18 protein-coding genes are annotated in these 18,383 nt (G+C 66.4%); 12 read left to right on the plus strand and 6 right to left on the minus strand.

Translation table 11 applies throughout. The features are described 5' to 3' along the window. Positions 1 to 63 precede the first annotated feature (63 nt). From UCD39_RS22070 to UCD39_RS22085, 4 genes are all read left to right on the plus strand, one after another. Positions 64 to 489 (plus strand): F0F1 ATP synthase subunit epsilon, encoded by a 426-nt coding sequence (locus tag UCD39_RS22070; protein WP_145729823.1) that lies wholly within the window; start codon positions 64 to 66, stop codon positions 487 to 489. A gap of 415 nt (positions 490 to 904) precedes the next feature. Next, the gene (locus UCD39_RS22075; RefSeq protein WP_330497891.1) at positions 905 to 1,762 is read left to right on the plus strand and encodes an acyl-ACP desaturase; all 858 of its coding nucleotides are present in this window, start codon (positions 905 to 907) and stop codon (positions 1,760 to 1,762) included. Between the two features lie 142 nt (positions 1,763 to 1,904). Next, a complete protein-coding gene (locus UCD39_RS22080; protein WP_145729822.1) occupies positions 1,905 to 2,174 on the plus strand; it encodes a ribbon-helix-helix domain-containing protein in 270 nt (89 codons plus the stop codon). After that, on the plus strand, positions 2,171 to 2,500 hold the full coding sequence (locus UCD39_RS22085) for a type II toxin-antitoxin system RelE/ParE family toxin (RefSeq protein ID WP_330497892.1): 330 nt from the start codon (positions 2,171 to 2,173) through the stop codon (positions 2,498 to 2,500). The genes UCD39_RS22080 and UCD39_RS22085 overlap by 4 nt, the downstream gene beginning before the upstream one ends. 40 nt (positions 2,501 to 2,540) lie before the next feature. On the opposite strand, the gene UCD39_RS22090 is transcribed toward UCD39_RS22085, so the two are convergent. Further along, positions 2,541 to 3,020 carry an RNA pyrophosphohydrolase gene (locus UCD39_RS22090; protein WP_330497893.1) on the minus strand — a complete coding sequence of 160 codons (480 nt, stop codon included), beginning with the start codon at positions 3,018 to 3,020 and terminating at the stop codon, positions 2,541 to 2,543. A gap of 415 nt (positions 3,021 to 3,435) precedes the next feature. On the opposite strand from UCD39_RS22090, the gene UCD39_RS22095 reads away from it, so the two are divergent. Both UCD39_RS22095 and UCD39_RS22100 read left to right on the plus strand, forming a co-directional pair. Further along, positions 3,436 to 6,927 (plus strand): indolepyruvate ferredoxin oxidoreductase family protein, encoded by a 3,492-nt coding sequence (locus UCD39_RS22095; protein WP_330497894.1) that lies wholly within the window; start codon positions 3,436 to 3,438, stop codon positions 6,925 to 6,927. A 272-nt stretch (positions 6,928 to 7,199) separates the two neighbouring features. After that, positions 7,200 to 8,447: a threonine ammonia-lyase gene (locus UCD39_RS22100; protein ID WP_330497895.1), complete on the plus strand. Its 1,248-nt coding sequence runs from the start codon at positions 7,200 to 7,202 to the stop codon at positions 8,445 to 8,447. 24 nt (positions 8,448 to 8,471) lie between these two features. Here UCD39_RS22100 and folB read toward each other — a convergent pair whose 3' ends face one another. The 4 genes from folB to rnhB all read right to left on the minus strand — a co-directional run bounded on the left by folB (position 8,472) and on the right by rnhB (position 10,904). Further along, complete coding sequence (gene folB / locus UCD39_RS22105; RefSeq protein WP_330497896.1) at positions 8,472 to 8,807, minus strand: dihydroneopterin aldolase; 336 nt, start codon at positions 8,805 to 8,807, stop codon at positions 8,472 to 8,474. Further along, a complete protein-coding gene (locus UCD39_RS22110; protein ID WP_330497897.1) occupies positions 8,789 to 8,935 on the minus strand; it encodes a hypothetical protein in 147 nt (48 codons plus the stop codon). The genes folB and UCD39_RS22110 overlap by 19 nt, the downstream gene beginning before the upstream one ends. Before the next feature lie 44 nt (positions 8,936 to 8,979). Further along, positions 8,980 to 10,017: a site-specific DNA-methyltransferase gene (locus tag UCD39_RS22115; RefSeq protein WP_330498503.1), complete on the minus strand. Its 1,038-nt coding sequence runs from the start codon at positions 10,015 to 10,017 to the stop codon at positions 8,980 to 8,982. 197 nt (positions 10,018 to 10,214) lie between these two features. Then, a complete protein-coding gene (rnhB, locus tag UCD39_RS22120) occupies positions 10,215 to 10,904 on the minus strand; it encodes a ribonuclease HII (protein WP_330497898.1) in 690 nt (229 codons plus the stop codon). 178 nt (positions 10,905 to 11,082) lie between these two features. On the opposite strand from rnhB, the gene hemN reads away from it, so the two are divergent. The 6 genes from hemN to UCD39_RS22150 all read left to right on the plus strand — a co-directional run bounded on the left by hemN (position 11,083) and on the right by UCD39_RS22150 (position 17,165). Then, positions 11,083 to 12,489 (plus strand): oxygen-independent coproporphyrinogen III oxidase, encoded by a 1,407-nt coding sequence (gene hemN / locus UCD39_RS22125; RefSeq protein WP_330497899.1) that lies wholly within the window; start codon positions 11,083 to 11,085, stop codon positions 12,487 to 12,489. Between the two features lie 624 nt (positions 12,490 to 13,113). Next, complete coding sequence (locus UCD39_RS22130; protein WP_145729811.1) at positions 13,114 to 13,776, plus strand: energy transducer TonB; 663 nt, start codon at positions 13,114 to 13,116, stop codon at positions 13,774 to 13,776. Positions 13,777 to 13,857: 81 nt separating this feature from the next. Further along, positions 13,858 to 14,781 carry a MotA/TolQ/ExbB proton channel family protein gene (locus UCD39_RS22135; RefSeq protein ID WP_246130146.1) on the plus strand — a complete coding sequence of 308 codons (924 nt, stop codon included), beginning with the start codon at positions 13,858 to 13,860 and terminating at the stop codon, positions 14,779 to 14,781. Between the two features lie 3 nt (positions 14,782 to 14,784). Continuing rightward, the gene (locus UCD39_RS22140) at positions 14,785 to 15,231 is read left to right on the plus strand and encodes an ExbD/TolR family protein (RefSeq protein ID WP_211101905.1); all 447 of its coding nucleotides are present in this window, start codon (positions 14,785 to 14,787) and stop codon (positions 15,229 to 15,231) included. 25 nt (positions 15,232 to 15,256) lie between these two features. After that, positions 15,257 to 15,679, plus strand: coding sequence for an ExbD/TolR family protein (locus UCD39_RS22145; protein WP_145611263.1), 423 nt, complete (start codon positions 15,257 to 15,259; stop codon positions 15,677 to 15,679). A 238-nt stretch (positions 15,680 to 15,917) separates the two neighbouring features. Beyond that, complete coding sequence (locus UCD39_RS22150; protein WP_330497900.1) at positions 15,918 to 17,165, plus strand: hypothetical protein; 1,248 nt, start codon at positions 15,918 to 15,920, stop codon at positions 17,163 to 17,165. Positions 17,166 to 17,263: 98 nt separating this feature from the next. On the opposite strand, the gene UCD39_RS22155 is transcribed toward UCD39_RS22150, so the two are convergent. Further along, complete coding sequence (locus tag UCD39_RS22155; RefSeq protein WP_330497901.1) at positions 17,264 to 18,367, minus strand: PA0069 family radical SAM protein; 1,104 nt, start codon at positions 18,365 to 18,367, stop codon at positions 17,264 to 17,266. Between the last annotated feature and the right edge of the window lie 16 nt (positions 18,368 to 18,383).

The following is an 18,383-nucleotide window of genomic DNA, read 5'->3' on the forward strand; positions in this document are numbered from 1 at the left end:
CGTGCGATCGGCCGCAGGCCGTGAATCGCACGACGAAACAAGTCGCCGAACGGAAGCCCCATCATGGCCGATAAGGTTGAATTCGAGCTGGTGTCGCCGGAAAAGCTGCTGGTTTCCCAGCCGGTCGACATGGTGGTCGTCCCGGGCAGTGAAGGCTACCTGGGCGCCCTGCCGGGCCACGCCCCCCTGATCACCACGCTGAAGCCGGGCGTCATCGACATCTATGCCGATGGCATCACCACCATCAGCAACCGTATTTTCGTCGCCGGCGGTTTCGCCGAGGTGACCGAGACGCGCTGCACCGTCCTGGCGGAAGAAGCGGTCGAGGTCACGGCCCTGGACCGCGCCGCCGTTGAGCAGCAGGTGAAGGATCTGGCCGAAGATCTGGCCGACGCCGCCAGCGATGTCGAGAAGCGGGCCGCTGAGGGCAAGTTGCTGGTTGCCCAGGCCAAGCTGGAAGCGCTGGGCGGCACCCAGACGGCCCACTAAGGCCGGCGCCAGACGGGTTGAGAGCGAATCGCAAGACCGCGTTCGCGGGCTAGGACACAGGGCCTAGCCCCCTCGGCCTTGGGGCCGAGGCTTGAGGGTCAGACCTAGCCCGTTGATTTAGCACAATTGTTTCCGCCCCTGTCGGGTGCGCATATTGCCAATCCGGGACGTCGTGCTAGTTTGGCCCCTGCCAAGCGTGGCGGATGTTACGGATTTGTGGCATACCGGCCGGCGGGGCATCATGGAAAGCCCACCGGCCTTTTTGCTTTCAGGCGGACTTTCCGAAAAATCGAGTGGGGTCTGATCGTCGCAGTGGGGGCGCGGCGGCGGTATCGGCCCCGTATAATGGTCATAGGTTGCCGGCGCTCCGCCCAGTGGACCGCGCCGGCCCTGGGGCACAAAGAACGGAACGCGCATGGCAGACGTCAACGGCATGGACTCCCCGGCTACCGATCCCCGCAACGGCCACTGGACGGTCGCGGGTTTGCCCTGGGACAAGCTGGACCCCTCCAAGGTCGACGCCGATATCCTGAAGCTCATCAAGGCCGCCGCCCTGGTGGAATACAACGGCGACAGCTACGCCGATTACCTGTGCAACGTGTTCGCCGACAACGCCGATTTCTGCGCCACGGCCCGCCAGTGGGCGGTCGAGGAGGTGCAGCATGGCGAGGCGCTGGGCACTTGGGCGGAGCGCGTGGACCCCAGCTGGAGCTTCCAGGCGGCGGTGAAGCGCTTCCGTGAGGGCTACAAGATCGACATCAATGTCAGCCAGTCGGTGCGCGGGTCCCGCGCGGGTGAGCTGGTGGCGCGTTGCATCGTCGAGACCGGCACCAGCAGCTATTACACCGCCCTGGCCGAGGCCACGGACGAGCCGGTACTGAAGCAGATCTGCCGCCACATCGCCGCCGACGAGTTCCGGCACTACAAGCTGTTCTATGACTACCTGGGCGACTATCTGGCGCAGGAGCGTCTGGGCACCTTCGGTCGCCTGCGCATCTCGCTCTCGCGCATCAACGAGACGGAGGATGATGAGCTGTCCTTCGCCTACCACGCCGCCAACAACGGCGACGCCCCCTACCACCGCGAGACGGCCTTCGCCAACTATGTGCGCCGGGCCTACAGCTATTACCGGCCCCACCACCTGGACCGCATGGTCGCCATGGTGTTCAAGGCCAGCGGCCTGAACCCCCAGGGTTGGCTGCGCGACATCGCCTCGCGCTACGCCTACAAGCGCATGATGAAGAAGGCCGGCGTGCCGCCCTTGGCCGCCTGACGCCTCTTCCGCGCTAAAAATCAGAACGCCGCCCTGGATGACCGGGGCGGCGTTTTTGTTTTCGCGGCGCATGCCATTTTGCGGAGCTGTCCTCCAGTGCCTAAATAGGATTTAATCCTATTTCAGCCCAAGGGACCCAACCATGCGAACCACCCAGCAAATGAGCATCACCTTGCCCAATGACATGGCGGATGTCGTGAAGGCGAAGGTGCGGTCTGGTGAATACGCCAGTGAAAGCGAAGTGATCCGGGATGGTTTACGGGCCTTGATGGCGCGGGACCGTGCCGTGGAAAGCTGGCTGCGTGATGAGGTCGGCCCCGCCTATGACGCCTTGAAAGCCGACCCGTCCCGCGCCGTCACCGCAGAGGACGTACGTGCCCGTTTGGCAGCCGAACACGCGAAGGCGCGATGAGCCAGAGTGTCGTCTTCACGCCCGAGGCGATGGAGCAACTCGCTGCGCTGTACCGCTACGTTGCCGAGGCGGCCTCGCCTGACATTGCGGCCCACTATACTGACGCGATCGTCAGCTACTGCGAGAAACTGACGACATTTCCCCATCGTGGCATTGTCCGGGATGACGTCCGGCCCGGCCTCCGCATCACCAATTACAAGAAGCGCGCGATCATCGCCTTCAACGTGGACGCGGAGTTGGTTTCCATCATCGGTGTCTTTTATGGCGGTCAGGATTATGAGGCCATCCTGGGAGACGACACGGGCAACGACGAAGGGTGGGGATAATCGCTGGTTTAATCGCCCGTAGCCCTCAACCAGATCGCGCTTACGTCACCAAATGCCGGAAGGCCGCGACCACCTGCACATAAATCTCCCGCTTGAAGGGCACGATCAGGTCCACCGTCCGCTCCAGCGGCACCCACTGCCAGGCGTCGAACTCGGGATGCTCGGTCTCCAGGTTGATGTCGCCGTCCTGGCCGGTGAAGCGGCAGGCCAGCCATTTCTGTTTCTGGCCGCGGTATTTGCCCTTCCACGCCACGCCCACCAGTTCGGGCGGCAGGTCATAGCGCAGCCACTCCGCCGTTTCCTCCAGCAGGGCGGCTTTGTCGGTGCCGATTTCCTCCATCAGCTCGCGCAGGCCGGCCTCCGCCGCCGTCTCGCCCTTGTCGATGCCGCCCTGGGGCATCTGCCAGGCGCCGGGCGTGTCCCGCCGCTGCCCGACGAATACCAGGCCTTGGGCGTTGAACAGGCAGATGCCGACGCAGGGGCGGTAGGGCAGGGTGCTGGGGTCGACCGGCTTGGCCATGGGATGCTCATCATCGCTGGGGGTGTCGCCCGCAGACTAAACAGGGACGGGCCGTCAAGCCAGCGCCGGCTCCCGAGTCGCGGGCCCAAAAAACGGCTGGATGGTGGCTGGGGCGGCGTGCGCGCATGGCTGGGTCGCGCCTACGTAAGGATCGAACCCAAATGGCGCCCTCTGGGAACGAGTCGGCGCGATTGCTGCGGTGCTTCCGACAGGAAATATGTCAGCATAGGTGACCTATTTTCGGGGCCTTGCATCCCTGCTTAGATGGATGGGTAAGCCGGGAGAACATCGGCGCCGGACCTTGCGGACCCCCAGGCCGCCAGGCTCCGTTCCCTGGAAGGTTGCCATCCGACCGCATCGGGCCGGCGCTCCGGGGCCAGGCAGGGGACAGGTTCACCCGAGTGGGAGATGCGTTATGACGCTGGCCGCCGTTACCCTCGATGACAAGTACGTCCTGCGGGACGGCCGGGTCTATATGACCGGGACCCAGGCGCTGGTGCGCCTGCCCATGCTGATGCGCGACCGCGACCGTGCGGCTGGCTTGAACACCGCCGGCTTCATCTCGGGCTATCGCGGTTCCCCCCTCGGCGCCTATGACCAGGCGCTGTGGCAGGCGCGCAAGCACCTGGCCCGGCATGACATCCATTTCCAGCCCGGCGTGAACGAGGAACTGGGTGCCACCGCCGTCTGGGGCAGCCAGCAGGTCAACCTGTTCAAGGGCGCCAAGGTCGATGGCGTGTTCGGCATCTGGTACGGCAAGGGCCCCGGCGTCGATCGCTCGTTGGATGCGCTGAAGCACGCCAACTTCGCCGGCACCGGCCGCTACGGCGGCGTGCTGGCCATCGCCGGCGACGACCACGCCTCCAAATCCTCCACCCTGCCGCACCAGTCGGATCACGCCTTCATCCACGCCTTCATGCCGGTGATGAGCCCGGCCGGCGTGCAAGAGTTCCTGGATTACGGCCTGATCGGCTGGGAGATGTCGCGCTATTCCGGCTGCTGGGTGGGCTTCACCGCCCTGGCCGACACCATCGACACCTCCGCCATCGTGCGGGTGCCGGACATCACCAGCGGCGTGGTGCTGCCCGCCGATTTCGAGATGCCGCCGGGCCGGTTGAACATCCGCCTGCACGACACGCCGCTGATCCAGGAAGATCGCATGATCCAGTGGAAGCTGGACGCGGCGCGTGCCTTCGCCCGGTCCAACCGCCTGGACAAGGTCATTCTGGGGGCCGCCAAGCCGCGCCTGGGCATCGTCACGGTGGGCAAGTCCTATCTGGACGTGCGCCAGGCGTTGGATGAGCTGGGCATCACGGCCGAGATGGCGGCGGACCTCGGCATCGCCATCTTCAAGGTGGCCATGACCTGGCCGCTGGAGCCCCACGGCATCCGCGACTTCGCCGAAAGTGCCGAAGAGCTGCTGGTGGTGGAGGAGAAGCGCGCCCTGATCGAGGCGCAGCTGAAGGAGCAGCTGTACAACTGGGACCGCCGTCCCCGCATCCTGGGCAAGACCGATGAGGAGGGGCGCCCCCTGCTGTCGGAAAAGGCGGAGCTGTCGCCCACCACCATCGCGCTCGCGCTGGCCGGCCGCATGGCCAAGCTGGGCCTGATGGTCGACCGCGTGGCGGAGCGGGTGAAGGCTTTGGAGGCGCAGCTACGCCCCTCCGCCTCTGCCAGCACCGTGGTCCGCGCGCCCTTCTATTGCTCCGGCTGTCCGCATAACACCTCCACCCACCTGCCCGAGGGCAGCCGCGGCCTGGCCGGCATCGGCTGCCACTACATGGTGACGTGGATGGGCCGCAACACTGACGTCTTCAGCCAGATGGGCGGCGAGGGCGTGCACTGGATCGGCCAGGCCCCGTTCGCGGGGGAGGAGCATGTCTTCGCCAACCTGGGCGACGGCACCTACTTCCACTCCGGCATCCTGGCGGTGCGCGCCTCCGTCGCCGCCAAGGTCAACATCACCTACAAGATCCTCTACAACGACGCCGTGGCCATGACCGGTGGCCAGAAGGTGGACGGCAGCCTGTCCGTGCACCAGATCGCCCGCCAGCTGGAGGCCGAGGGGGTGGAACGCATCGTCGTGGTCAGCGACGATCCGGAGAAGTATGGCCTGGGCCAGGGCCTGCCGCCCTTCACCACCATCGAGCACCGCGACGACCTGGACCGGGTGCAGCGCGAGATGCGCGAGATCAAGGGCGTCAGCGTCCTGATCTATGAACAGACCTGTGCGGCCGAGAAGCGCCGCCGCCGCAAGCGCGGCACCTTCCCCGACCCGGCCCGCCGCGTGGTGGTGAATGAACTGGTGTGCGAGGGCTGCGGCGATTGCTCGGCCAAGTCCTCCTGCCTGTCCGTGGTGCCGGTGGAGACGGAGTTCGGCCGCAAGCGTCAGATCGACCAGTCCAGCTGCAACAAGGATTTCTCCTGCCTCAAGGGCTTCTGCCCCAGCTTCGTGACGGTGGAGGGCGGCTCTTTGCGCAAGCCCAAGCCGGTGGGGGGCAAGGCCGACGCGTTCGAGGCCCTGCCGGAGCCGGTGCGCCGCACCCTGGACCGTCCCTGGAACATCCTGGTGACGGGCGTGGGCGGCACCGGCGTGGTCACCATCGGCGCCATTGTCGCCATGGCGTCCCACCTGGAAAGCCGGGGCTGCACCGTGCTGGACATGGCGGGCCTGGCGCAGAAGGGCGGGGCGGTCACCAGCCATCTGCGCATCGCCGAACGGCCGGAGGACATCCACGCCACCCGAATCGCCGCCGGCGGCGCCGACGTGGTGCTGGGCTGCGATATCGTGGTGGCGGCCAATGCCGACGCCCTGACCAAGATGGCCAAGGGCCGCACCCACGCCATCCTGAACACCCATGAGGCCATCACCGCCGCCTTCGTCACCAACCCCGACTTCCAGATGAATGGCGGGTCCATGGTGGCGACCGTGGCCAAGGCTTGCGGCGCTGACGCCGTCAACGCCGTGGATGCCACCCGCATCGCCACCGGCCTGTTGGGCGACAGCATCGCCACCAACCTGTTCATGCTGGGCTACGCCTACCAGAAGGGGCTGGTGCCGGTCAGCGCCGAGGCCCTGGAGAAGGCCATCGAGATGAACGGGGCGGCGGTGAAGATGAACACCGACGCCTTCCGCTGGGGCCGTCGCGCCGCCCTGGACCAGGCGGCCGTGGAAAAGATCGCCACGCCCAAGGGCCCGGCCGCCGACCAGCCCCACCGCCGCCTGTCGCAGACGCTGGATGAGGCCATCGAGCGCCGCGCGGCCTTCCTGACCGACTACCAGGACGCGGCCTATGCCGACGCCTATCGCCAGTTCGTGGCCAAGGTGCGGTCGGCGGAGACGGCCAAGGTGCCGGGCGCCGACCAGCTGACCGAGGCCGTGGCCCGCACGCTGTTCAAGCTGATGGCCTACAAGGACGAGTACGAGGTGGCGCGCCTCTACACCCAGACCGGCTTCCTGGACCAGGTGCGCCAGCAGTTCCAAGGCGACTACAAGCTGGTCTTCCACCTGGCCCCGCCCACGGCGTCGCACACCGACCCGGCCACGGGCGAGGTGCGCAAGCGCGCCTTCGGCCCCTGGATGCTGACGGCCTTCCGCGGCCTGGCCCGCCTGAAGGGCCTGCGCGGCACGGCCTTGGACATCTTCGGCCGCACGGCGGAACGGCGTATGGAGCGCCAGCTGATCGTGGACTTCCGCGCCACGGTGGAGGAACTGCTGGCCGGCCTTGCCGAGGACAACCACGCGCTGGCCGTGGAAATCGCCGAACTGCCGCAGAAAATCCGCGGCTACGGCCACGTCAAGGAGAAGGCCTACGCCGAGGTCAAGGCCAAGGAGCAGGCCCTGCTGCGCGACTGGCGGGCCCCCGCTGGCACGCCCGGCCGCTCCGCGCCCCTGGCGGCGGAGTAGGCATGAATGGGCACCAGCGGCTTGAGGCTGTGCCTTAGGCCGCTGTAGGCCACGACCGTGGCCGCCGGACCTTTCCGGGTAACGGAGTGGACCGGAAAGGGAGGATAGCCAAGCCAGCGGATGCTGGCGCCGGCGTCTGAGGCGATAGCATAGCCACCGCGACAAATACCCTGTCGCGGGCCGTTGCTTGAGGTCTATGGTTGGCGCCCCGGTGGTTGGCGCCCAGGGTGGCTGGCGCCAAGTGGGACGCCTCATTTCCAAGGACGGATGGCATGGACAGCAAGGTTGGCGTGGGGGAAGCCGGTATCGAGCCGGTGACCCTGGAGGATGTGCGGGCGGCGGCCCTGGCGCTGGGCGGCCAGGTGATCGACACGCCCTGCATCCCGTCGCGCACGCTGTCACGCATCGCCGGCTGCGAAATCTGGGTGAAGTTCGAGAACCTGCAGTTCACCGCCAGCTTCAAGGAACGCGGCGCCCTGAACCGCCTGCTGTCCCTGACGGAGGAGGAGCGCCGGCGCGGCGTCATCGCCATGTCCGCCGGCAACCATGCCCAGGGTGTGGCCTATCACGCCGGCCGCCTGGGCATTCCCGCCACCATCGTCATGCCCGAGGGCACCCCCTTCATCAAGGTGGAGCATACGGAGAATTTCGGCGCCAAGGTGGTGCTGAAGGGCGCGGTGCTGGCCGAGGCGGCGGCGGAGGCCGAGCGCCTGCAAAAGGAACACGGCTACGTCTTCGTCCATCCCTATGACGACCCGCTGGTCATCGCCGGCCAGGGCACTGTGGCGCTGGAGATGCTGAACGCCGCGCCCGACCTGGACGTGCTGCTGGTGCCGGTGGGTGGCGGCGGCCTCATCTCCGGCATGGCCGTGGCAGCCAAGGCGCGCAAGCCGGACATCGAGGTCATCGGCGTGGAGGTCACGGCCTACCCGCCCATGTACCAGGCCCTGCACAACCTGCCGGTCAGCGTGGGCGGCGACACCATCGCCGAGGGCATCGCCGTCAAGAACGTGGGCGCCACCACGCTGGAGATCGTCCGCCGCAAGGTGGACGACATCATCCTGGTGGAGGATTGGGAGGTGGAACGGGCCGTGGCCCTGTTCCTGAACATCGAAAAGACGGTGTCGGAGGGGGCAGGGGCCGCGGGCCTGGCCGCCGCCCTGAAGCATCCGGAACGCTTCGCCGGGCGCAAGGTCGGCCTGGTGCTGTCCGGCGGCAACATCGACAGCCGCGTTCTGGCCAGCGTCATCCTGCGCCAGCTGGTGCGCGAGGGCCGCATCGTCACCCTGCGCGTGGTCATCCCCGACCGCCCCGGTGCGCTGGGCCGCATCACCACCCTGATCGGCGAGGCCGGCGGCAATATCATCGAGGCCGTGCACCAGCGCCTGTTCAGCACCGCCAACGTCAAGGCCACCGACATCGACATCACGGTGGAATGCCGCTCCGCCAACCACGCCGGACGGGTGGTGGAGGCGCTGCGCAGCAATGGCTTTCAAGTCAAAGCGTTGGCGGGGGAGTAATCCCCCACCACAACTGTCGCCGGATCACCGCTGCCGCGTGATCTCGATCCCGGCGGAGGCCGCGTCGGGGAAGACGTCCAGTTTTTCCACGCGCACGGTGACGCTGTGCACCCGGGTGTCCTTCAGCAGGCGCTGGGCCACCGTTTCGGCGAAGGTTTCCACCAGGTTCAGGTGGCCCTGGGCCGCCAGGTCGCGGACGATGTTGACGCCGTCCTCATAGGACACCACGTCGGCGATGTCGTCGCGGCGCTGGCCGTGGCGGTCCAGCACCATCATGTCCAGGTTCACGCGCAGGCGCTGGGCCTGACGCTTCTCATGGTCGTAAATGCCGATGACGGCCATCACCACCAGGTCGCGCACGAAGATGCGGGCCAGGGGGGGGCGGCCACCTGCGGGTTGGCCAGCGGCGGATTGGCGACGGCGGGCCGGGCCTGGGCGGGCGCGGCCTTCGCGGCCGTGCCCGTCACTTGGGCGAAGAGCTTGTTCATGGGCCGCTCCTCTACCACCGCCGGCGGATGGCGGGAAGGGCCGCTCAATGCATCTCGGCGATGACGCGCTGGCGCAGCATGTCGATGGGGGCCAACTGGCCGCCCTCGACATAGTGCCAGAAGGTCCAGCCGTTGCAGGCCGGCAGGCCCTGCATGGCGGCGCCGACCTTGTGGATCGACCCGTTGTGCTCGCCCAGATGGTTGGCGCCCACCAGGGTGCCGTCGGCCTTGATGCGGGCGCTGTGGCGGCGGCGGGTGTCATAGAGGGTGGTGCCGGGCTGCAGCAGGCCGCGCTCCACCAGCCAGCCGAAGGGCACACGCGGCTGGGCGCGCTTGGACGGCGGCTCCAGCAGTTCGGCCTCTGCCGCCGGCTCCACCGCCGCGATGCGCGACAGGGCGACCTCGGCGTAGGTCTTCTCCCGCTCGATACCGATCCAGTTGCGGCGCAGGCGCTTGGCCACCGCCCCCGTGGTGCCGGTACCGAAGAACGGGTCCAGCACCGTGTCGCCCACGCGGGTGGAACTGGACAGCACGCGGTACAACAGGGCCTCCGGCTTCTGGGTGGGGTGGGCCTTGTTGCCGTCGGCGTCGCGCAGGCGCTCCGACCCCGTGCACAGGGGGAACAGCCAGTCGCTGCGCATCTGCAGCTCTTCATTCAGGTTCTTCATCGCCTCATAGGCGAAGAAGTATTTGGCGTCCTGCGACTTGGCCGCCCAGATCATGGTCTCGTGGGCGTTGGTGAAACGCTTGCCCCGGAAGTTGGGCATGGGGTTGGTCTTGCGCCAGATGATGTCGTTCAGGATCCAGTAGCCCAGGTCCTGCAGGATGGCGCCCACGCGGAAGATGTTGTGGTAGCTGCCGATGACCCACAGCGTGCCATCGTCCTTCAGCGCATGGCGGGCGGCGGCCAGCCAGTCGCGGGTGAAGCGGTCGTAGGTGGCGAAGTCGGCGAAGCGGTCCCATTCCTCATCCACGCCGTCGACGCGGGTGTGGTTGGGCCGCATCAGGTCGCCCGACAGCTGCAGGTTATAGGGCGGATCGGCGAACACCATGTCGACCGATCCAGCCGGCAGGTCCTGCATCAGGGAAACGCAGTCGCCCACAAGTATCCGGTTGGCGGGGGCTGCCGCGCGCACCTTGGATTTGGTCTTGGAGTCAGTACGGGTTTCCGGGGTCTTCAACATGGGGAGTATTCGCCGAATCGGGGGTTGATTTTTGCCGACAATGAGTTGGCCCCGAGTCGCCGTCAATGTAAATTTTTAGCCAAGAGTCAGTAGAGTCAAAGGTTTAGGGCGAGTTGTTCTGAAATTGGAGCAAATGTACGGCGGTGAACGGGTGTGACCCCCAATATCTTGATTGCGTCACGATGTTCGGCCGTGCCGTAACCAGCGTTGCGTTCCCACCCGTAACCGGGGTGCGACAGGGCTAAATCGGTCATCAGGCGGTCGCGGGTGACCTTGGCGATGATCGACGCGGCGGCGATGGACAGGCTCAGCGCGTCGCCGCTGACCAGGGTGGTGATGCGGGGGCAGGGCAGGCCCGCGGGACGCTGGTTGCCATCCACCAGGGCATGAACGGGGGCGGGGCCGCCATCGGTCGCCAGCTGCTCCACCGCCCGGCGCATGGCCAGGAAGGTGGCCTGCAGGATGTTGACGGTGTCGATCTCCTCCACGCTGCTGATGCCGACCCCCACGCGGGCGTTGGCGCGGATGGCGTCGAACAGGGCCTCGCGCGCGGCGGCGGTCAGCTTCTTGCTGTCATTGATGCCGGCGCACCAGGCGGGCGCCTCGGATGCTACCGGCAGGATGACGGCGGCGGCCACCACCGGGCCCGCCAGGGGGCCGCGCCCGGCCTCATCCACGCCGCAGACCAGGCTATCGGGCCCGTGGCCGGCGTCCAGCTCATGCCGCAGGGTGGGCGGGCCCAGCTGGATGACGATTTCGGAGGCGGGTTTGCGGGGGCGGGGCATAAGACACAGGCTTTGGCAGGGGGAACGGAGGGTCGCCATGATGGCGGTGCCGCCGATCCCGGGCAAGGCCCCCGGCGTCATCGACGGGCGCGGTTGAGGCAGATCATTTTGCCACCGACGCATCAGGCGCAGCATGCGGCCATCCCGCTTCCCGCCCCTTTTTGCGTCAGGCCGTCCCATGCGCCCCGATCTCGTCGCCAAGTACCGTAACCAGCGCGTTCCCCGGTACACCAGCTATCCACCGTCGCCGCAGTTCGGCGCGGCGGTCACGGCCGACGACTACCGCCGCTGGCTGGGACAGCTGACCGCGGCCGATACCCTGTCGCTCTACCTCCACGTCCCCTTCTGCCGCAGCATGTGCTGGTACTGCGGCTGTCACACCACCGTGGTGAACCACGAGGCGCCCATCCGCCGCTATCAAGCGGCGTTGGAGGCGGAGATCGACGCCGTGGCGGGCGCCCTGGTTCCCGACCCCACGCTGTCCAGGGGGGGCGGCCTGCCCCTCGTCACCCATATTCATTTCGGGGGCGGAACGCCCACCTTGCTGCCGCCCGATGCCTTCCTGTCGCTGATGGACCGGCTGGCCCTGCGCTTCGGCCGCCCGGCGGCCACGGCGGAGATCGCGGTGGAGATCGACCCGCGCACCCTGACCCCGGCCATGGCGGAGGCCCTGGGGCAGGGGGGCGTCACCCGCGCCAGCCTGGGCGTACAGAGTTTCGATGAGCGGGTGCAGCGCGCCATCAACCGCATCCAGCCTTACGCCGCCACGGCGGAGGCGGTGGCCCGCCTGCGCCAGGCCGGCGTCGGCGGCATCAACCTGGATTTGATCTACGGCCTGCCCCACCAGACGGTGGAAAGCTGTGTTCAATCCGTGACCAAGGCCCTGGAATTGGCGCCGGATCGGCTCAGCGTCTTCGGCTATGCCCACATGCCCTCGCTGAAGGGGCACCAGGGGCGCATCGACACCAGCGCCCTGCCCGGCGCCACCCAGCGGACGGAGCAGGCGGCCGCGATGGCGGCGGTGCTGGAGGCGGCGGGTTATGTCGCCATCGGCCTGGACCACTACGCCCGCAAGGACGACGTCATGGCCACGGCCTACGCCGCCGGGCGCCTGAAACGTAATTTCCAGGGGTACACGGTGGACACGGCCACGGCCCTGCTGGGCTTCGGCGCTTCCGCCATCGGCCGCACGCGCGGCGGCTACATCCAAAACCGGGTGGAGGTGCCGGCCTACCTCAAGGCGTGGGAGTCCGCCGCACAAGGGGATGGTGACGGCTGGGCGGTGGCCAAGGGCCTGGCGCTCACCGATGACGACCGGTTGCGCGCGGATATCATCGAGCAGCTGATGTGCCGCTTCTCCGTCGACCTGGAAGAGACGTGCCGCCGCCATGGCGGTTCTTTGGATGAGGTGCTCACGCCGGCGACCCGCCACGCCTTGGCCGCGCTGGCGGACGATGATATGATCATCTGTGACAAAACGAGGGTGGAGGTACGGGAGGAGGCCCGGCCTTTGGTCCGGAGTGTCGCGGTCCTGTTCGATGCCTATTTCGATCCAGGATCGGGTCGTCACAGCTACGCCGTGTAGATTTTTTTCAGAAATTTTCAAGATGGGGCGGATTGACGCGCCCGCGAAGCGCCCCTGGTTGCCTGCCTGCTTTCACAATGCGCCTTAGAAGACTGAAAACAAACAGTCCCACAGGTTAACGGAGGAGAGCCCCGAACCCGCTGCTGCAATGCAGCATTATGGCGATCGTGCCCCGCGAAAGTTGCATGAAATTACGAAGGCTGGCTGGTTTAAGACAGGCAGTGACCGAGAGAGTCATTTCCTGCATACCTGCCGCTTGCGTGCGTCTTAGAAATCGGGCATACGAAAACCCAACAAGGTTCGACTGTGAAGGTCGACAACGATCGCGAGCGGTGTTCAGGTCCGGGTAAGACGGGCCGTGGTGCTTGGGGCTAGCGCTCGTCAGGTTATGAAATAACCGGATGCGCGTTACGGGTGCCGGATACTGCTTCGCAAACGAATTGGAGGCAGATGTGGGAAGGTCGGTGTTGGTCGACCCCAGGAACGCAGTTCGATGTCCAGGTGAACCCTCGGTTCCAGACGTCGCGGATTCCGCCCGCTCTGCCACCCATGAATCACTTCCGCTCGGATGCGCCGTGGCGTTTTCCGATGCGGTGTCTTCCTTCGTGATGTGACCGCAGGAAAATGCCTTACACCGCAAAACAATCGTCAAGCAGCCGGTTGATCGGGCTGGTCGCCACGGTCCTGATCCAGGCCGGTATCGTTTACGCTCTCGTCACCGGCCTTGCGAACAAGGTCGTTGAGGTGGTCAAGGGTCCTGTCGAGACCAAGATCATCGAAGAGATCAAGGACGAGACCCCGCCGCCGCCGCCGCCGCCGCCGCCGCCGCCGCAGACCGTCCAGCCGCCTCCGTTCGTGCCGCCCGTCGAGGTCAATATCGAGACCCCGCCGCCGCCGGTCATGCAGCAGGTGGCGACGACCAAGCCGCCGGCGCCCCAGCCGCCCGTCGCTCCGGTGCAGCCGAGCGCCCCGCCGGCGCCGGCTGCCAGCCCGGTCAAGATCGACCCGAGCAGTTTCTCCCGCTACCTGCCGGAATACCCGTCCGCGTCCTCGCGCCTGGGTGAGGAAGGTCGTGTCGTGTTCGTCGTGTACTGCGACGCCAGCGGCAAGGTCACCGACGCCAAGGTCGTGGAATCCAGCGGTCACGATCGCCTGGATGAGGCGGTGGTCCGCCAGGCCCAGCGCGGCGTGTGGAAGTGCACGGCGGAGCAGCAGGAAGGCAAGTCTGTGGGTACCTGGTCCTCGACCCGTGTCCCCTTCCGCTTCCAGCTCAAGGACGCGCGTTAACAGTTCAAGAAAACCGGGGCCTCTTAGACGCTGATGCGCAAGGGTTCCTCATCCCCTCAACCCAAATGTGTTGGAATTGTCATGAGCATTAGGGAGCGTTTCAAGCTGACCGCCGGTTCCATGGTGCGCTTTGCCATGGTCGCCCTGGTCGTCGGTACCTTCACCTCGGTCGCGGTCGCCCAGACCACGACCCCGTCCACCGACAGCTCGGCCCCGGCCGCCGCCGCTCCGGCCGCTGACCAGGCCGCCCCGGCCGCCGCGCCCGCCGCTGACGCCGCCGCCAGCGACGTCGCCGCTCCGCCGGCCGCCACCGAGACCGTCGAGAACCCCTACGGCCTGAACGCCCTGTGGAAGGGCGGTGACTTCGTGTCCCGTGGCGTTCTGATGATCATGGTCATCATGATGACCGGCACCTGGTACATCATCGTCACCAAGCTGATCGAGCAGACCCTGCTGCTGCGCTCCGCCGCCCAGGCCGACAAGTCCTTCTGGACCGCCCCGTCCCTGGCCGATGGCGCCGCCAAGCTGAACAAGAACAGCGTGTTCCGCATGCTGGTCGAAGACGGCCTGCGCGCCACCGAGCACCATGAAGGCACCCTGGTCGACCAGATCGACCTGCACACCTGGGTGACCATGCAGCTGCAGCGCTCGGTCGACAGCATCAGCAACCGCATGAAGTCCGGCCTGGCCTTCCTGGCCACCGTGGGCTCGACCGGTCCGTTCGTCGGTCTGTTCGGTACGGTGTGGGGCATCTATCACGCCCTGACCAACATCGGCATCGCCGGTCAGGCCTCGATCGACAAGGTCGCCGGCCCCGTCGGTGAAGCCCTGATCATGACCGCTATCGGTCTGGCCGTCGCCGTGCCCGCCGTGCTGGGTTACAACTGGCTGCTGAGCCGCAACAAGACCGCCATGGACCGCGTCCGCAACTTCTCCGCCGACCTGCACGCCCTGCTGGTCAGCGGTGGCCGCCTCGGCGCTGGCAAGTCCGCCCGGAGCGCGTAAACCATGGGGATGAACGTCGCTTCCGGCGATGCTGATGATGATGGCGAGGTCGTATCCGCGATCAATACGACCCCCCTCGTCGACATCATGCTGGTGCTGCTGATCATTTTCCTGATCACGGTCCCCGTCGTGACCCACACGGTGCCGGTGGACCTTCCCAAGGAACGTAATCAGCCAACCAAGACGAAACCGGAGAACATCGTCATCGCGGTAAACCGGGACGGCGACATCTTCTGGAACGAAACCAAGATGCCGGACTACACGACCCTGCTTGACAAGCTCAAGCAGCGGGCCGTGGAGCAGCCCCAGCCGGAAGTTCACATCCGTGGCGACAAGAACGCGCGCTACGAATATGTGGGCCGGGTCGTGGTTGCCGCCCAGCGGGCTGGTATCGTGAAGATCGGTTTCATCACCGAGCCGCCGGCGGGCGCGATCCCGGCCGCGCAGTAACGGTTCCGCCGAAGGAGTTTAAGCCATGGGTATGAACGTTGGCGGAGGTGGTGAAGACGAAGCCATGATGGACATCAACACCACGCCGCTTATCGACGTGATGTTGGTGCTGATCATCATGCTGATCATCACCATTCCGATCCAAACCCATGCGGTGAAGTTGGACATGCCGTCGGCGACCCCGCCGCAGTCCAATACGACACCGCCTGAGGTGGTCAATATCATGGTGGATTTCGACAACACGATTCAGTGGAACGGAACCACCGTTGATCGCCATGAACTTGAGCTGCGTCTCAAGGACGCCGCCCTGAAGAACCCACAGCCCGAGGTTCATCTTTGGCCGAATAAGTTGGCCAAGTACAACACCGTGGCGATGGTCATGGCCTCGGCCCAGCGCTTGGGCGTGACCAAGCTGGGCCTGGTGGGTGCGGAACAGTTCATGGATTAAGTCCGTGTCGACGGCGGCCTCTCGTTACCCAAGCTTGTCTGGGGTGCGGGGCCGCCGTTACCGTTTCCGCCGTTACCATGTTCCAGGGTCCGTGATCTTTTGGGGCGCGGGCCTTGCATCGGGTTGTCGTCCCGATTTCACCCCAATCATCGATTAGATTTCCCGCCAGTCTCGATTTCCCGACATGAGGGGCCGCTCGTCGGTCCAGCCCTTCAACAAAGCAGGTAGAGTCCTCGGAATGATCGCCACGCACTTCCTTCGTGCCGCACTGCTCGCCTCGGCGCTCACCATGGGCGGCGCCGTTGTCATCAGCGCCACCACGCCGGCCCACGCCGCCGAAGCCAAGAAGTTCAGCCCGGAAGTCGGCAAGCCGCTGCAGGAAGCCCAGACCGCGCTGAAGGCTGGCAAGTTCAAGGAAGCCTTGGACAAGATCGACGAGGCCGAGAAGGCCAGCAAGACCAAGTCGCCGTTCGAGACCTGCACCTTCGAGACGCTGCGCGCCTCGGCCTACAGCGGCCAGAAGGACATGGGCAACTTCGCGAAGTCGCTGGAAGCGACCCTGTCCAGCTGCCAGCTTCCGGACACGGACAAGGTGAACCGCGACAAGCTGATCGCCGAGGCTTATTTCAGCGTGAAGAACTATGCGAAGTTCTCCGCCGCCTCCGACCGCTATTACAAGGACGGCGGTACCGACAACCGCCTGAAGGAACTGGCCATCCAGATTTATCTGGACCAGAAGGACTACGCCAACGCCTCCAAGGCCGCGCGCGCCATGATCCAGGCCCAGGGTGGCAAGCCGTCCAAGGTGCTGCTGCAGACCATCGCCAGCGCCGAATACAACATGGATCACAAGCCGGCCTTCGTTGAGGCCATGGAACGCATCCTGATCAACTACCCCGATCAGGAAAGCTGGGAGAGCGTGATCCGCGGCGTGCAGAAGCTGCCGGGCTTCAACTCCAACCGTCTGCAGATCGACGTGCTGCGCCTGCAGCTGGGCGCCGGTCTGGTCAAGGATCCCGGTCCGTACCTGGAATTCGCCCAGCTGGCCATGAGCGACGGCCTGGGCGCTGAGGCCAAGGCCGTGATGGACAAGGGCTTCAAGGCCGGCATCCTGGGTAAAGCCCAGGGCGACCGCGAGAAGCGTCTGGCCGACATGGCCGGCAAGCAGGTCGATGACGATCAGCGCAAGCTGCCGGATGACGAGAAGGAAGCCAATGCCCAGCCGGACGGCAAGCAGCTGGTCCGCGTCGGCACGCAGTACCTGGCCCTGGGCAACGCCGCCAAGGCCATCGAGGTTATTCAGGCCGGCATCAAGAAGGACCAGCTGAAGTACCCGGAAGAGGCCAAGCTGCGCCTGGTCCAGGCCTACATCGCCGCTGGCCAGAAGCAGAAGGCCGTGGACACCATGAAGGCCATCAAGGGCACCGACGGCACCGCCGACATCGCCCGCCTGTACCTGATCCAGGCTGGCATCACCCAGTTCTGATCCGCTTGCTTCCAGCGCCCCCGGCGCCCGTGGAAACAGCAAAGGCCGGTCCCTCGCGGGGCCGGCCTTTTGGCATTTCAGGGCCGTGGGAGCGGCCGTCAGAACAGCGCCAGTTGGTTGCCCGGCTGCGGCGGCGGCTGGAACAGGTCACAGCGCATGTCCCAGCGCCGCTGATCCAGGCCCAACCGCCGCGTTGCCAGCCTGTGGCGCGCGGCCAGCAGTTGGGCGTAGGCGCCGGTGCCGCGCATCCGGGTGCCGAATTGGGAGTGGTTGTGGCCGCCATCGCGGCATTGCCGGATAAGGCTCAGCACACGGTCGGCCCGGTCGGGTACGTGCAGGCGCAACCATTCCTCCATCAGGCCCGCCAACTCGCGCGGCAGCCGCAGCAGGATGTAATGGGCCTGGTGGGCTCCCGCGTCCTTGGCTGCCGCCAGGATGGCTTCCAGTTCATTGTCGTTCAGGGCAGGGATCATGGGGGAGGCGAGCACGCTGACCGGCACGCCGGCCTGGGACAGCTGGCGTACCGCTTCCAGCCGGCGTTGCGGCGTGCCGGCGCGCGGCTCCAGCCGGCGGGCCAGATCGCGGTCCAGCGTGGTGATGGAGATGGCGACCCGGGCCAAGCCGTCGGCCGCCATGGGGGCCAGGATGTCCAGGTCACGCAGCACCAGGGGGGACTTGGTGATGATGCCCACCGGGTGGCGGAAATCTCGCAGCACCTCCAGCACGCCGCGGGTGATGCGCTCCGCTCGCTCCACCGGCTGGTAGGCGTCGGTGTTGGCACCCAGCGCGATGGGGCGGGGAACATAGCCCTTGGCCCGCAGTTCCTTGGCCAGCACAGCGGGGGCATCCCGTTTCGCATAGAGGATGGTTTCGAAATCCAGGCCGGGGGAGTGCCCCAGATAGGCATGGCTGGGCCGGGCGAAGCAGTAGACGCAGCCATGCTCGCATCCCCGATAGGGGTTGATGGACCGGTCGAAATTGACGTCCGGGCTGTCGTTGTAGCTGATGACACTGCGTGAGGTGTCCAGGCGCACCTGGGTGGCCGGCGCCATCTCCAGGTCCGCCTCCCCGTCCCAGCCATCGCTTCCCACCCGGGCCCAGCCGTCATCGGTCCGCAGGCGGCTGTGCGCCTCGAACCGTCCCGCGCGGTTGGAGTGCGTGCCTCGGCCTTTCAGCGGGCGGTCATCCAGGATGTCGACCATGGCTTCCTCCGTTACC

This window comes from Nitrospirillum karajorum (genome assembly GCF_036348415.1).
GTDB lineage: Bacteria > Pseudomonadota > Alphaproteobacteria > Azospirillales > Azospirillaceae > Nitrospirillum > Nitrospirillum amazonense_B.

Excerpts from the sequence above, each read along its gene's own strand:
- UCD39_RS22070 (WP_145729823.1), top strand. The coding sequence starts at position 64 with ATGGCCGATAAGGTTGAATTCGAGCTGGTGTCGCCGGAAAAGCTGCTG.
- UCD39_RS22075 (WP_330497891.1), top strand. The coding sequence starts at position 905 with ATGGCAGACGTCAACGGCATGGACTCCCCGGCTACCGATCCCCGCAAC.
- UCD39_RS22080 (WP_145729822.1), top strand. The coding sequence starts at position 1,905 with ATGCGAACCACCCAGCAAATGAGCATCACCTTGCCCAATGACATGGCG.
- UCD39_RS22085 (WP_330497892.1), top strand. The coding sequence starts at position 2,171 with ATGAGCCAGAGTGTCGTCTTCACGCCCGAGGCGATGGAGCAACTCGCT.
- UCD39_RS22090 (WP_330497893.1), bottom strand. The coding sequence starts at position 3,020 with ATGGCCAAGCCGGTCGACCCCAGCACCCTGCCCTACCGCCCCTGCGTC.
- UCD39_RS22095 (WP_330497894.1), top strand. The coding sequence starts at position 3,436 with ATGACGCTGGCCGCCGTTACCCTCGATGACAAGTACGTCCTGCGGGAC.
- UCD39_RS22100 (WP_330497895.1), top strand. The coding sequence starts at position 7,200 with ATGGACAGCAAGGTTGGCGTGGGGGAAGCCGGTATCGAGCCGGTGACC.
- UCD39_RS22110 (WP_330497897.1), bottom strand. The coding sequence starts at position 8,935 with ATGAACAAGCTCTTCGCCCAAGTGACGGGCACGGCCGCGAAGGCCGCG.
- UCD39_RS22115 (WP_330498503.1), bottom strand. The coding sequence starts at position 10,017 with ATGCAGGACCTGCCGGCTGGATCGGTCGACATGGTGTTCGCCGATCCG.
- rnhB (WP_330497898.1), bottom strand. The coding sequence starts at position 10,904 with ATGCCCCGCCCCCGCAAACCCGCCTCCGAAATCGTCATCCAGCTGGGC.
- hemN (WP_330497899.1), top strand. The coding sequence starts at position 11,083 with ATGCGCCCCGATCTCGTCGCCAAGTACCGTAACCAGCGCGTTCCCCGG.
- UCD39_RS22130 (WP_145729811.1), top strand. The coding sequence starts at position 13,114 with ATGCCTTACACCGCAAAACAATCGTCAAGCAGCCGGTTGATCGGGCTG.
- UCD39_RS22135 (WP_246130146.1), top strand. The coding sequence starts at position 13,858 with ATGAGCATTAGGGAGCGTTTCAAGCTGACCGCCGGTTCCATGGTGCGC.
- UCD39_RS22140 (WP_211101905.1), top strand. The coding sequence starts at position 14,785 with ATGGGGATGAACGTCGCTTCCGGCGATGCTGATGATGATGGCGAGGTC.
- UCD39_RS22145 (WP_145611263.1), top strand. The coding sequence starts at position 15,257 with ATGGGTATGAACGTTGGCGGAGGTGGTGAAGACGAAGCCATGATGGAC.
- UCD39_RS22150 (WP_330497900.1), top strand. The coding sequence starts at position 15,918 with ATGATCGCCACGCACTTCCTTCGTGCCGCACTGCTCGCCTCGGCGCTC.
- UCD39_RS22155 (WP_330497901.1), bottom strand. The coding sequence starts at position 18,367 with ATGGTCGACATCCTGGATGACCGCCCGCTGAAAGGCCGAGGCACGCAC.